General features: G+C 39.1%; 10 protein-coding genes and 2 rRNA genes. 11 read left to right on the forward strand and 1 reads right to left on the reverse strand.

Annotated features, from left to right (window positions below):
* The 7 genes from QL995_RS16695 to ihfA form a co-directional block, all read left to right on the forward strand.
* A 23S ribosomal RNA gene (locus QL995_RS16695) occupies nt 1–105 on the forward strand; the annotation flags it as partial.
* A 206-nt stretch (nt 106–311) separates the two neighbouring features.
* Nucleotides 312–426: ribosomal RNA gene (gene rrf / locus QL995_RS16700) — 5S ribosomal RNA — on the forward strand.
* Nucleotides 427–1,013: 587 nt separating this feature from the next.
* Nucleotides 1,014–2,069 (forward strand): DUF2066 domain-containing protein, encoded by a 1,056-nt coding sequence (locus QL995_RS16705; protein ID WP_010554011.1) that lies wholly within the window; start codon nt 1,014–1,016, stop codon nt 2,067–2,069.
* The gene (hda, locus tag QL995_RS16710) at nt 2,069–2,779 is read left to right on the forward strand and encodes a DnaA regulatory inactivator Hda (RefSeq protein ID WP_007580342.1); all 711 of its coding nucleotides are present in this window, start codon (nt 2,069–2,071) and stop codon (nt 2,777–2,779) included. The genes QL995_RS16705 and hda overlap by 1 nt, the downstream gene beginning before the upstream one ends.
* Before the next feature lie 345 nt (nt 2,780–3,124).
* Nucleotides 3,125–4,105: a phenylalanine--tRNA ligase subunit alpha gene (pheS, locus tag QL995_RS16715; protein WP_002960692.1), complete on the forward strand. Its 981-nt coding sequence runs from the start codon at nt 3,125–3,127 to the stop codon at nt 4,103–4,105.
* Between the two features lie 15 nt (nt 4,106–4,120).
* Nucleotides 4,121–6,508, forward strand: a complete 2,388-nt coding sequence (gene pheT / locus QL995_RS16720) for a phenylalanine--tRNA ligase subunit beta (protein ID WP_290294649.1) — start codon at nt 4,121–4,123, stop codon at nt 6,506–6,508.
* Nucleotides 6,509–6,510: 2 nt separating this feature from the next.
* Nucleotides 6,511–6,810 (forward strand): integration host factor subunit alpha, encoded by a 300-nt coding sequence (gene ihfA, locus QL995_RS16725; RefSeq protein WP_002960690.1) that lies wholly within the window; start codon nt 6,511–6,513, stop codon nt 6,808–6,810.
* Between the two features lie 239 nt (nt 6,811–7,049).
* On the opposite strand, the gene QL995_RS16730 is transcribed toward ihfA, so the two are convergent.
* A complete protein-coding gene (locus QL995_RS16730) occupies nt 7,050–7,850 on the reverse strand; it encodes a DUF2989 domain-containing protein (RefSeq protein WP_197173364.1) in 801 nt (266 codons plus the stop codon).
* Between the two features lie 174 nt (nt 7,851–8,024).
* Between QL995_RS16730 and QL995_RS16735 the strand changes: the two genes are divergently transcribed.
* The 4 genes from QL995_RS16735 (at nt 8,025) to QL995_RS16750 (ending at nt 13,123) form a co-directional block, all read left to right on the forward strand.
* Nucleotides 8,025–9,467, forward strand: a complete 1,443-nt coding sequence (locus QL995_RS16735; protein WP_010554014.1) for a glyceraldehyde-3-phosphate dehydrogenase — start codon at nt 8,025–8,027, stop codon at nt 9,465–9,467.
* Between the two features lie 183 nt (nt 9,468–9,650).
* The gene (locus tag QL995_RS16740) at nt 9,651–10,778 is read left to right on the forward strand and encodes a M14-type cytosolic carboxypeptidase (RefSeq protein WP_010554015.1); all 1,128 of its coding nucleotides are present in this window, start codon (nt 9,651–9,653) and stop codon (nt 10,776–10,778) included.
* Nucleotides 10,779–11,154: 376 nt separating this feature from the next.
* Nucleotides 11,155–12,657 carry an alanine/glycine:cation symporter family protein gene (locus QL995_RS16745; protein WP_010554016.1) on the forward strand — a complete coding sequence of 501 codons (1,503 nt, stop codon included), beginning with the start codon at nt 11,155–11,157 and terminating at the stop codon, nt 12,655–12,657.
* Between the two features lie 139 nt (nt 12,658–12,796).
* On the forward strand, nt 12,797–13,123 hold the full coding sequence (locus QL995_RS16750; protein WP_007580349.1) for a hypothetical protein: 327 nt from the start codon (nt 12,797–12,799) through the stop codon (nt 13,121–13,123).

Consider the following 13,123-nt stretch of genomic DNA (forward strand, 5'->3'; position numbering starts at 1 on the left):
AAGTCTCTGAAGGGCCGTTGAAGACTACAACGTTGATAGGCAAGATGTGGAAGTGGTGTGAGCCATTAAGCTAACTTGTACTAATTACCCGTGAGGCTTAACCATACAACGCCAAACGCGTTTTATGCGACAGTTTAGACAGAAGTTAATATAACTAAAGTAGATATTACTTAGAAAGACTTAAAAAATATTATCAGATATTTTCCAAATTCAAGAGGTGACTCTTAGCGCGTAGCGTTAACATTGAGGCACCTTGCGCAAAGAAAATGGTAGCACTACGTGCTTGTCATTGATTCTTTGCACCTAATTTGCTTGGTGACAATAGCGTTTTGGACCCACCTGATCCCATGCCGAACTCAGTAGTGAAACGAAACAGCGCCGATGATAGTGTAGCATTTGCTATGTGAAAGTAGGACATTACCAGGCTTCAAATTGTAGAAAGCCCGAATCTAACGATTCGGGCTTTTTTACGTCTGCAGAAAAGTGAAATGTGCGCAATTAACACACTCACATCAATACCTAGCACGTAAGTCGGGCGAGCGCAGCGACTCCCGACGCTAGAATCACAACAAAAATCCTCAATACCCCAGTCGGCCAATACAGCAGCATTTGCTACGTGACTTTCTACTGCTGTGGGCACTACGACATTCTACTGCGTAGCGCACCGACTTCACATTGTAGAGAGCCCGAATCTAACAATTTGGTTTTTTACGTCTGCAGAAAGTAAAATGTGAGCCAATAACGAAAAATCTAAACCATAACATCATCAAGTACTTACATTAAATACCTTCATCATCTAACTAAACCCGAAAGGTTCGCGTTTTGAAAAGTGTAGTAAAGTTAAATGTAGGTGAATAGCGTACAACTCACTCAACTATCTTATTCATATTTAATCTTTTTTACTTTCTATAAAAGCTAATTACTTTCATTTCCTTAGATAACAAATTTAATTTTGCTTTGTTACTGTCTTTGATTTAGGATCAAATCAGTTTAAAACCAAGAACTAACAGCCTGTGTATAGATTATTAATTAGCGCCATATCCATTTTATTTTGTTTTTCTGCGTCGGCAGTTGAAGTAACTGATCTATATCAAGATATTTTAAAAGTGGATGACAAAACACGAGACACTCGATTAGCTGCGAGTCGTAAAGCTTTGCTCAATGTTTTAGTGAAAGTAAGCGGTGATGAAACTGCGGATCAAAATAAATTAGCACAGCAACGCACTAAAGATATTTCTGATTATATGCTTAAGTTTGAATATGACGAGAGAGCAAATGGACAATTGAAACTTGTTGTAAAATTTGAAGCTCGAAAGATCAATGCGTTAATCAAAGAGTTAAACTTACCTTTATGGGGAGTACAACGCCCGTTAGTCGCAATATGGTTAGGTATTGAAGACAATTGGCGCAGAGAATTAGTAACACAAGAAAGTTACCCGCAATTAGAGCAGTTAATTTATGACAAAGCAGGACGCCGTGGTCTGCCTGTCGTTGTGCCATTACTTGATTTGCAAGATCGACGTCTAGTAGGTATTCCTGAGGTATGGGGTAACTTTTCAGAACCAGTAGAAGAGGCCTCTAGACGCTACAGTGCTGAGCGAAGTATTACAGCAAGAATGTATAAAGAAGCGGATAGCGAAAATTGGATTTTAGATTGGCGTTTTACTAATGATGATCAATTTGATTCAAATAGATTAACGGGCGATAAGCAGCAAATAGTGAGTCAAATGATTGATACCTTAGCTCGAGGCCTTGCAAGTGAGTACGCTATTGATCCAAATGCTTATTATGAACAAGCCGCGGCCACGCTAACATTAAAAGGCACGCAAAGTTTTGTTGATGTTGAATTAGCAAAACAAAGATTATTGAACTTAAGCGTTGTTACGCAAGTTAAAATTGTTCGTAAAACACCAGAATTTGTAGAATTTAAACTAAACCACACTGGTAATCTAAGTGATCTTAAAAAAGGGCTAGGGTTAGACTCCTCATTTAAAGATTATGAGGATCCACGCGCTTTTTATCATGTTGTTGATAAAAATAGCTTAGAGTATCAATGGATAACGCCATAATGCTAACTTCTGAGCCGATGCAAATGGCATTACCGGTTACCTTGCCGGATGACGAAACATTTGCATCGTACTTTGGTGGGGAAGATTCGTTAGAGGTTAACCATTTAAAAGATAGCTTTTCGAAGTTAGCTAAAAAGTTTCAGTATACTTATTTATGTGGGTTAGGTGATTCGGGTAAGTCTCACCTTTTGTATGCAACCTGCATTAAAGCACAAGAGCGTGGCCTATCTAATATGCTGCTGTCTATGCGCGAAGTAATTGACTTTGGACCTATGGTATTAGACGGTTTAGAAGCACTTGATGTTCTATGTATTGATGACGTGCATTTAGTTGCAGGCAATGATGCATGGGAAAAAGCACTATTCAACTTTTTTAACCGGTTTAACGAACCCGGAAAAATGTTAGTAGTAACTGCCGATTTACTTCCTAGCATGCTTAATATCTCGCTGCCTGACTTAGAGTCTCGCTTAACGTGGGGAACAACCTTTCAAATTCGTTCTATGAGTGACGACGATAAAGCACAAGCACTTGTTAAGCGCGCTCATATGCGCGGCCTTGAATTAAGTGATGAGTGTGCACGCTTTTTACTAACCCGTTTAAGCCGTGATATGCGTGCTTTATTAGATGTACTCGACAAATTAGATCATGCATCTATGGCAGCACAGCGAAAATTAACTATTCCTTTTATAAAATCAACGTTAAAGCTGTAGTAGGTCTAGAATCTAGACCCTTCTTTCAGTTATCATAAGCTATTATCAGAGCGTGTTTACCTTTCCTGATTGGAATTTGTTTAACTTAAGAGTGCTTTAATCGCGTCGTGAGGGCTTTAGCGTAGTATTTATATGCGAAACCCGAACAACAAAGAACGTAGCCTCCGAGATAAACACTTCAAACTGCATGTGTTTGGTCTTTATTTAGCGTTATTGCATCACTTATGTAGGAAACTACAGTCCAATGCTTAACCTTATTTAATAACCAACCACACTGTTGTAAAGCAATCTTGAAAGGCCAACACGCTCTTAAGCAATCACCTTCTGTGAAAGATCAGGTATCGAATGAACTTAGAAAACATATTAGCGCAAGCACTTGAGGCGGTAGCCAGTGCCAGTGAAATAGCGCAGTTAGAAGATATCAGGGTTAATTACCTTGGTAAAAAAGGCGAAATCACTAGCTTACTTAAAACGTTAGGTAAAATAGCACCTGAAGAACGTAAAGAAGCAGGCCAAGTTATAAACCAAGCTAAACAAGATGTACAAGCTGCTATCAACGAAAAGCGTGAGTTGCTAGCAAGTAAAGCACTTGAAGAAAAACTAGCTGCTGAAACTATAGATGTAACTCTACCAGGGCGTGTTATGCCTACTGGCGGTTTACACCCAGTTACGCGCACTATTGAGCGCATAGAAAGCTTTTTCGGTGAGTTAGGTTTTGAAGTTAAATCTGGTCCAGAAATCGAAGACGATTTTCATAACTTTGATGCGCTAAATATTCCAGAGCACCATCCAGCACGTGCTGATCATGATACCTTTTATTTCAATCCTAAATTAGTACTACGTACACAAACAAGTGGCGTGCAAATTCGTACTATGGAAACTGAGCAGCCGCCACTGCGCATTATTTCACCTGGACGCGTATACCGTAACGATTACGACCAAACACATACACCTATGTTCCATCAGGTTGAAGGTTTAATGGTTGATACCGATGTTAGCTTTACTGAGCTAAAAGGTATTTTGCATGATTTTTTACGTAACTTTTTTGAAGAAGATATGGAAATTCGTTTCCGTCCTTCATTCTTCCCATTTACAGAACCTTCGGCTGAAGTGGATGTTATGGGTAAAGACGGTAAGTGGTTAGAAGTACTAGGCTGCGGCATGGTACATCCAAATGTACTTAAGTCTGTGGGCATTGACCCAGAAAAATACACCGGCTTTGCTTTTGGTATGGGTGTAGAGCGTTTAACTATGTTGCGCTATGGCGTAAACGATTTGCGTGCATTTTTCGAAAATGACTTAAAATTCCTGAACCAGTTCCGTTAAGAGTGAAACAATAAAATGAAATTTAGTGAAAAGTGGTTAAGAGAGTGGGTTAATCCTGCTATTGATACGCAAGCTCTTTCGGAACAGCTTTCAATGGCTGGTCTAGAAGTTGATGGCGTTGAGCCTGCTGCTGCCAAATTTAATGGCGTAGTTGTAGGTGAAGTTGTTGAATGTGGACAACACCCAGATGCAGATAAACTGCGTGTTACCAAAATTAACGTAGGTGGCGATGAGCTACTTGATATCGTGTGTGGTGCACCAAATTGTCGTTTAGGTATTAAAGTTGCTGTTGCAACTGTGGGCGCTGTACTGCCTGGTGACTTTAAAATTAAAAAAGCCAAACTACGCGGCCAACCTTCAAACGGAATGCTATGTGCTTTTGTTGAGCTAGGTATTAGCGAAGAAGGCGACGGCATTATGGAATTGCCAAGCGATGCACCAGTAGGCACTGATTTACGTGATTACCTAGGTCTTGATGATAATATTATAGATGTTGATTTAACACCAAACCGTGGTGACTGCTTAGGTATAAAAGGTCTAGCACGCGAAGTAGGCGTTTTAAATAGTATTGACGTAAACGTATTAGATATTCCAGCTGTTACTCCAACAATTGATGACAAAGTATCAATTGAGCTAGTTAATGAAGATGCATGTCCTCGTTACCTTGGTCGTGTGATAAAGGGCATTAACCTTGATGCAGAAACACCGCTTTGGATGGTTGAAAAGCTACGTCGCAGTGGCGTACGTTCAATCGACCCAGTAGTTGATGTTACTAACTATGTATTACTTGAACTTGGTCACCCAATGCACGCGTTTGATTTAAATGCGATTGAAGGTGGTATTAAAGTACGTAGTGCAAACGCAGGTGAAGAACTTGTTTTATTAGACGGTAACACCGCTAAATTAAACGACACAACACTTGTGATAGCCGATCATAACAAAGCACTTGCAATTGCAGGTATTTTTGGTGGTGAGCAATCAGGTGTTACAGATAAAACATCTGATATATTACTTGAAAGCGCATTTTTTAATCCTGTAGCAATTGCAGGGCAAGCACGTAGCTACGGTTTACACACTGATGCTTCACACCGTTATGAACGTGGTGTTGATTTTGCTCTACAACATGATGCAATGGAACGTGCAACAGCACTTCTTCTTGAGATTGTAGGTGGTCAAGCAGGCCCTGTAGTTGAAGCTGTTGCGGCTGACAAACTACCAAAAGTGACTGAAGTACGTCTTCGTCGTGCACGTTTAGACCGTGTTATTGGTCATCATATTGAAGATGCTAAAGTAACCGATATTCTTACGCGTTTAGGTCTTGATGTTAAAGTAGAAAATGAAAGCTGGAGTGCGGACGTACCAAGCTACCGTTTTGATATTCGCATCGAAGAAGATTTAATTGAAGAAGTAGCACGTGTTTACGGTTACAACAGCATTCCAAATGTTGCACCAACTGCAAAACTTAAAATGACGACACATAACGAAGCAACTATTGCGCTTAGCAAGTTCCGCAATACGTTAGTGACTCGTGGTTACCAAGAAGCAATTACATATAGCTTTGTAGACCCTAAAGCACAAGCTATTTTACACCCAGAGTGTAAAGCAATGGTATTACCGCATCCTATTTCAATTGAAATGTCAGCGATGCGTGTAAGTTTAATGCCGGGTTTATTAGCGTCTGTAGCGTATAACCAAAATCGCCAACAGCCTCGTATTCGTTTATTCGAACATGGTCTTAAATTTATAAGCGACGAAAGTGCAGAAAATGGTGTTTACCAAGTACCGGTTATTGGCGGCGTTATTACGGGTCTTGTAAATGGTGAACATTGGGTTGAAGAAAAACGTAACGTTGATTTTTACGACCTAAAAGGTGATGTTGAAGCCTTACTTGCAATTACTAATGACGTTACTCGCTTTGAAATTAAAGCCGAGCAGTCAGATGGACTTCACCCTGGTCAATCAGCTGTAATATATGTTGGTGGCAAAAAGGTTGGTTTTTTTGGTGCTTTACATCCTCAAGCTCAAAAGTCGTTAGATATCAACAACGCAACTTTTGTTTTTGAAATTGAAATGTCAGCAATAGAAAAAAGAAATTTACCGCAAGCAGAAGGGGTGTCTAAATTCCCTTCAAATCGCCGCGACATCGCGATTTTAGTGGCAGACAGCGTTAAATCTGGCGACATTTTAAGCGTGATCGAAAAAGTTGGCGGAAATCAATTGGTTGACCTAAACTTATTCGATGTGTATAAGGGCAAAGGTATTGAGCCAAATTATAAGAGTTTGGCGATTGCTCTAACACTGCAAGCGGTTGATAGAACACTCGAAGAGAAAGATATCAATCTAGTAGTTGATAACGTGGTGGCCGAATTGGCCGAACAGTTTAATGCATCGTTGAGGGACTAGATATGGCGCTTACTAAAGCCGACATAGCTGAACACCTATTTGAAAAGCTCGGGATCAATAAAAAAGATGCCAAAGATTTAGTTGAAGCGTTTTTTGAAGAAATCCGCTCAGCGCTAGAAAAAGGCGAGCAGGTTAAGCTCTCTGGATTTGGTAACTTTGATCTTCGAGACAAAAAAGAAAGACCAGGCCGCAACCCGAAAACAGGCGAAGATATTCCTATTTCGGCACGTCGCGTGGTGACTTTTCGACCAGGTCAAAAGCTTAAAACCCGCGTAGAAGTGGGCACAAGCAAAGCAAAATAAAAAAAGGCAGCGTAAGCTGCCTTTTTATTTGCCTGAATAACCTAGTTATTAAATTATACCAACCTGCATAAATCTTTGATCAATTTAACGAATTAAATTGCACTATAACGTCGTTAAAAACGTTTTATTTAGAACAACTAGATACAAAAATTTTTGCCTAGTTCTAGCGTAATTTCCTTAACGTTAAATAGACCCCATATATAAACAGATTGGTATTAGGTTATTTTTGCGATTATAAATTAAAACTCTCGAGGAGATACAAAATCACCTGCCATTATTTGCTGAAATGTTTGCTCTGCAAGTACATCTAGGCTGTCTAAGCTTTTACCATTCGTTATTAATTGCTGCTCAATTTCAAACACGTCAATATTTTCAATCCCCGACATTTGCGCTACTTTAGAAAATATATATGCATGCTTAAATTTATCATGTTTATAAAAAAGACTAATAAGTGATGTATACACTTCAGGATTCGGTACGTTGTCTTTTTTATTGAGCTCTAAAGTTTTATAAAGCAAATCGATGGTTTTTTCATCGTCGAACTTAATATAGTACGATGCTAAAAAAAATTGCATTTCGGCACTTTGCGTTACACTTTTGTCATTCTCTATCGCCAATAATTTAGTCAGTGCGTTTTGGTTATTATTTCGTGACCATTGGTAGTAGAGCAAACCTGGATGGTTCGTATTTTGGGTATCTTGGTATAACCGAGTCATTTCTTTAATGCTCGTTAATTGACCGTCAATACGTGACGTTTTTTTAGCTTTTAACTTAATATGTTCAATTTTGGCAGCCACAGTTATACATTGGTTATAAGATTCAAAGTCTTTGAGTAATTGGTATTTATTTTCATCAGTAGGGTCTTTGTATTCTATGTAACGTTTGATAATTACATCAGAACGCTCATCCTTGCAGTGGCTGTCTTTGTTTAAGTCGCTACAAAAGCCAGGTGTTTCTTTGCACACTTGTGCGAGTGTTAACGCCTCTTCACACCCTGTCAACGTTAGCAAACCCAATAGTACACTTGCTTTTTTAAGCATCCCTTAACCCCAAATGAATATCTACCTTGTTATTCTAACGCAATCATTTAACGCCTAACAGTAGAGAATAACTTCAGATTAAATTAGAATAGCCCTGCCTGAAGTGCATTACTCTCAAAATATAGTGCATTTTTAAAGGCTATCCGTTCAAAATGATAAACTTAGGTAAATAAAATGACCTCATCTCACGAGTTAGAATACACAAATAGTTGGCAAGAGCGCCAAGATTACGCAGAAAGCATGCAACCAATCATTGGTAAACTTTACCGTAATCGTGGTATCGAAATCGCTGTATATGGCCGTCCTCTCGTAAATGCCAGTACTATCGATATTATCAAATCTCACAAAACCGTTGCTCAGTTTGAAGGCACTAAATTACGTTTGCGTGAAAGCTTCCCATTTTTAGAAGCTATCAGCAAAATGGAATTAAACTCTGCACGTATTGATATTGGTAAGCTTGCATATAGTTATTTGTTCACTGAAGCTGCAAAAGGCCGCTCAGTAGAAGAATTTGTAAAAGATGAACTTGCAGAAATAGCTGACTTACCAGCGAAAGAACCACGCGATGTTGTATTGTATGGTTTTGGTCGTATTGGTCGTTTACTAGCGCGTTTATTAATTGAAAAATCAGGTCCATATTCAGATTTACGTTTGCGCGCTATTGTTGTGCGTGGCGGTAAAGAGGGTGATCTTGAAAAGCGTGCAAGCTTACTGCGTCGTGATTCAATTCACGGTCCATTCAATGGCTCAATCACTATTGATAAAGAACGTAACGCAATTAAAGCCAACGGTAGCTACATTCAGGTTATTTACGCTAACTCTCCTAGCGAAATTGATTACACTCAATACGGTATCGACAATGCATTAATTGTTGATAACACCGGTATTTGGAAAGACGAAGCGGGCCTTGGCCAGCATCTAGAGTGTAAGGGCGCTGCAAAAGTATTATTAACAGCTCCTGCAAAAGGTAATATCAAAAACATCGTATATGGTGTTAATAACAAAGATATTTTACCTGAAGATAAAATTGTTTGTGCAGCAAGCTGTACAACCAATGCAATTACACCAACGCTTAAAGCACTAAACGATAAGTTTGGTATTAATAATGGCCATGTTGAAACTGTACACTCGTACACGAACGATCAAAACCTTATTGATAACTACCACAAAGCAGAGCGCCGTGGCCGTGCCGCAGCACTTAACATGGTAATTACTGAGACAGGGGCTGCAAAAGCGGTTTCAAAAGCATTACCAGAGCTTGAAGGCAAATTAACAGGTAACGCAATCCGCGTACCTACACCTAATGTGTCGCTAGCTATTTTGAACCTTAACTTAGCAACAAGCACATCAGTTGAAGAGCTAAACGCATTTTTACGCGATACTGCACTTCATTCAGACTTACGTGACCAAATTGATTACACAGCATCAACGGAAATTGTTTCTACCGATTTAGTCGGTAGCCGTTACGCAGGTGTTGTTGATTCACAAGCAACGATTGTTGAAGATAACCGTATTGTTTTATATGTATGGTACGACAATGAGTTTGGTTACAGTTGCCAAGTAGTTCGTTGTATGCGCGATATGGCCGAAGTGTCATTCCCAAGCTTACCTCGCTAATTTATTTGCAGTGACTTAAAAGCCAGCATATTGCTGGCTTTTTTGGTCGTGTATTATTTTTAAAGCGTATGCCTTGTGATAGGCTTTAATTAAGAAAATGCACATTCGTTTTACTATTTACAAAATAATGTCAGTTCTGTGAATTAATAAGCAGATAAACTTATTCAACCTAAAGGTTTTTTCATGAAAATCAGCAGCAATTTCGACAGTGGTAATATCAAAGTTATTGAAGCCACCGATCCTTTAAATATTCAATTAGAAATTAATAAAGATCACCAGTCTGAATTTTATCAGTGGTTTCACTTTCGTCTTGAAACAACGCCTTACCAATTGCATAAGTTAAATATTAATGAGCTTGATAAATCAGCTTACCCAGATGGTTGGGAAGGGTATCAAGCCGTTGCATCATATGACCGCCAAACATGGTTTCGTGTACCATCAAGCTATGAAAATGGCACATTAAGCTTTGAAATTGAACCAGAGTGCGGCAGCGTGTATTTTGCTTACTTTGCGCCATACAGTTACGACCGCCATTTAGATTTATTATCTTGGGCACAAAGCCAAGGTGCTTGCCAATTAATAACACTTGGTGAAACACTCGATGGCCGCGATATGAGTGTGCTTAAAATTGGTGAGCCAAGTGAAGATAAGAAAAATATCTGGATCACAGCACGTCAACATCCAGGTGAAACAATGGCGCAGTGGTATGTTGAAGGTCTACTGCACAAACTTCTTGATGACGAAGACCCACATGCAGCTGCGCTTCTATCAAAAGCAGTGTTTTACGTTGTGCCAAATATGAATCCAGATGGCAGCGCACGGGGACATCTCCGTACTAATGCTAAAGGCGTTAACTTAAACCGTGAATGGCAGACACCAAGCATGGAGAATAGCCCTGAGGTTTACCTAGTACTAAATAAAATGCGCGAAGCTGGCTTAGATATGCACTTAGATATACACGGCGATGAAGCTATTCCGTATAACTTTGTGGCAGGCAGCGAAGGTATTCCAAGTTACGATGCTCGTCTTAAAGGCCTTGAAGATAGCTTTAAAGCTGCGCTTTTAACTATTACTCCAGAGTTTCAAGATGAGCATGGCTATCCAAAAGATGAGCCCGGCCAAGCTAACCTTACGGTAGGTTCATCAGCTACTGCTGAAGAATTCAAAGCATTAACGTACACAATTGAAATGCCATTTAAAGACAACAACGATTTACCTGATCCAGACTATGGCTGGTCAGACCGTCGTTCGTATCAATTTGGTCAAGATACGTTAGCGGCAATTGTTAATGTTGTTGATAATTTAAGATAAAACGTTTATTTGAAGGGTATCAATAGTTTTGATGCCCTTTTTGCTTTTAGTAAAACCCCTTTTACAAAAAATAATAATCATATAGCAACTTCACTCCAAAACGTTTTTAACGTTTCTTCGCCGCGTATCATCACCGTATCGGTACAAATCAATCTACTTTCCTTTAAATACTGCTGATGTAGTGCCTTGCAATAGCTACGTAATTAGATATTTTGAAAATTAAGTGTTAACAAAGTTGGGGTACTTAAGTTAAGATTAATTAAATAATGAGTCTGGACGGGAGAGGTAAAACCTTATTTCGTGAAACTTATGTTGCGTAGTAGCTAAAGCAGAGTCTCGTAATTAAAAATAATAAATATAACTATAGAGGATATCCATGGAAGCTTTTGTAAGCGCTGTTAATGATGTTGTTTGGAGTAATGCACTCATCTATTTATGCCTAGGCGCAGGCTTGTTTTATTCAGTATTAACTCGATTTGCTCAAGTTCGACATTTCAAAGAAATGTGTAAGTTATTATTTAGTCCTAACACGTCTGATAAAGGTATCTCATCTTTTCAAGCCCTTGCAGTATCGTTGTCTGGACGAGTTGGCGTAGGTAATATTGCAGGTGTTGCAGCAGCTATCGGTTTTGGTGGACCAGGTGCTATTTTTTGGATGTGGGTTGTTGCTTTTCTAGGTGCAAGTACCGCATATGCAGAATCTACTTTAGGCCAAATTTATAAAACAGAAGAAAACGGGCAATATCGTGGCGGCCCAGCGTATTATTTTGACCGTTGTTTAGGGCAAAAATGGCTAGCTGTTTTATTTGCTGTTTCGGCAATTATTGCATGTGGTGTTTTTCTGCCAGGCGTACAAGCAAATGCGGTAGGTAATGCGTTTACTCAAGTGTTTGGCGATGGCAATATGGTTTCTACTAGCTTTGGTGACGTAGGCAGCTTTAAATTGGTCGCTTTGGCAATTATCCTTATTGTTTTGGCGTTTATTATTTTCGGCGGAATAAAGCGTATTGCGAACTTTACGCAAATAGTAGTGCCATTTATGGCGCTTGGTTACATAGTATTGGCACTAATCGTAGTATTTTTAAATTTAGATAAAGTGGGTGATATATTTTATTTAATTATTAGTGATGCGTTTACTGCGCAGGCCGGTTTTGGTGCTGCTATTGGTTGGGGCGTTAAACGCGGTATATATTCTAATGAAGCAGGCCAAGGTACTGGGCCTCATGCAGCAGCCGCTGCAGAAGTTGATCACCCTGCTCAACAGGGGTTAGTACAAGCTTTCTCTGTTTACGTTGATACCATCTTTGTGTGTACTGCAACAGCATTAATGATTTTAATAACGCAGCAATACAACATTGTGGGTGAGTTACCAGCAGGGCAATTTATTGTTCAAAATGTTGATGCAGCCACTGAAGTGGGTTCAGCAGCCTTTACGCAAATGGCTCTATTTAGTGTATTTGGTAGTTTTGGGCAGGCATTTGTTGGCATTGCATTGTTCTTCTTTGCTTTTACCACAATACTTGCTTATTACTTTATTGCAGAGACTAATATTGCTTATTTAAATCGTTATTTTAAAGGCAGTATTCCGCTTGTTATCGTGAAGTTTGTGATTATGTTTATGGTTGCATACGGCATGGTAAACAATTCAGGTTATATCTGGACTATTGGTGATATTGGCGTTGGCTTAATGGCCTGGATCAACATATTAGGTATTTTAGCTATTTTCTTCGTAGCTAAGCCTGCTTTGTTATGTTTGAGCGATTATGAAGAACAGAAGAAAAAAGGCGGAAAGATCATATTTGATCCAGTTAAATTAGGCATTAAAAACGCCACGTTCTGGGAAAAACGCTTAGAGAAGCAGTCAAAAGACGCAGAGTAATTAAACTTAGTGGGCAACTTAGAAAATTATCGCCCCAAAATTAGTTATTGGTTTGAATTCAAAAAAGACAACGAGAAATAAAACAAGTACAATAAAGGCGCCGAAAGGCGCTTTTTTTATGCGTAGTATGGAGAGAAGTATGGCGATTATTCGTTGCCCAAAATGTGCAAAATCAATTTCAGATAAACATAAGCAATGTCCGCATTGCGAAAGCAACATTGCAGAGCTAAACGACGAGCAAGTTTTGCAACTTCAGCGCGAACAGCGAATTAAAAAAAAGCAGATGTTTATAAATCACTCCTTTTTGGCGCTTATCTTATTTTTAGGTGGTTTTTTCTGTTTGTACTTTTTACAACCGCAAGAAAAAACGCTTCAGTGGTATGCTTATACTGCGGCTATTGGCGTAGGGTGTATTTGGTATCTTATAAACCGAATTGTTTTAGTGACTCTAAAAAAGAAAAAATGA

The sequence above is a fragment of the Pseudoalteromonas sp. APC 3358 genome, assembly GCF_030408075.1.
In the GTDB taxonomy this organism is placed as follows: Bacteria; Pseudomonadota; Gammaproteobacteria; order Enterobacterales; family Alteromonadaceae; genus Pseudoalteromonas; species Pseudoalteromonas arctica.

Bases quoted from the DNA above. Each gene is read 5' to 3' on its own strand.
- pheT (WP_290294649.1), top strand. From the start codon at position 4,121: ATGAAATTTAGTGAAAAGTGGTTAAGAGAGTGGGTTAATCCTGCTATT.
- ihfA (WP_002960690.1), top strand. From the start codon at position 6,511: ATGGCGCTTACTAAAGCCGACATAGCTGAACACCTATTTGAAAAGCTC.
- QL995_RS16730 (WP_197173364.1), bottom strand. From the start codon at position 7,850: ATGCTTAAAAAAGCAAGTGTACTATTGGGTTTGCTAACGTTGACAGGG.
- pheS (WP_002960692.1), top strand. From the start codon at position 3,125: ATGAACTTAGAAAACATATTAGCGCAAGCACTTGAGGCGGTAGCCAGT.
- QL995_RS16750 (WP_007580349.1), top strand. From the start codon at position 12,797: ATGGCGATTATTCGTTGCCCAAAATGTGCAAAATCAATTTCAGATAAA.
- QL995_RS16735 (WP_010554014.1), top strand. From the start codon at position 8,025: ATGACCTCATCTCACGAGTTAGAATACACAAATAGTTGGCAAGAGCGC.
- QL995_RS16745 (WP_010554016.1), top strand. From the start codon at position 11,155: ATGGAAGCTTTTGTAAGCGCTGTTAATGATGTTGTTTGGAGTAATGCA.
- hda (WP_007580342.1), top strand. From the start codon at position 2,069: ATGCTAACTTCTGAGCCGATGCAAATGGCATTACCGGTTACCTTGCCG.
- QL995_RS16740 (WP_010554015.1), top strand. From the start codon at position 9,651: ATGAAAATCAGCAGCAATTTCGACAGTGGTAATATCAAAGTTATTGAA.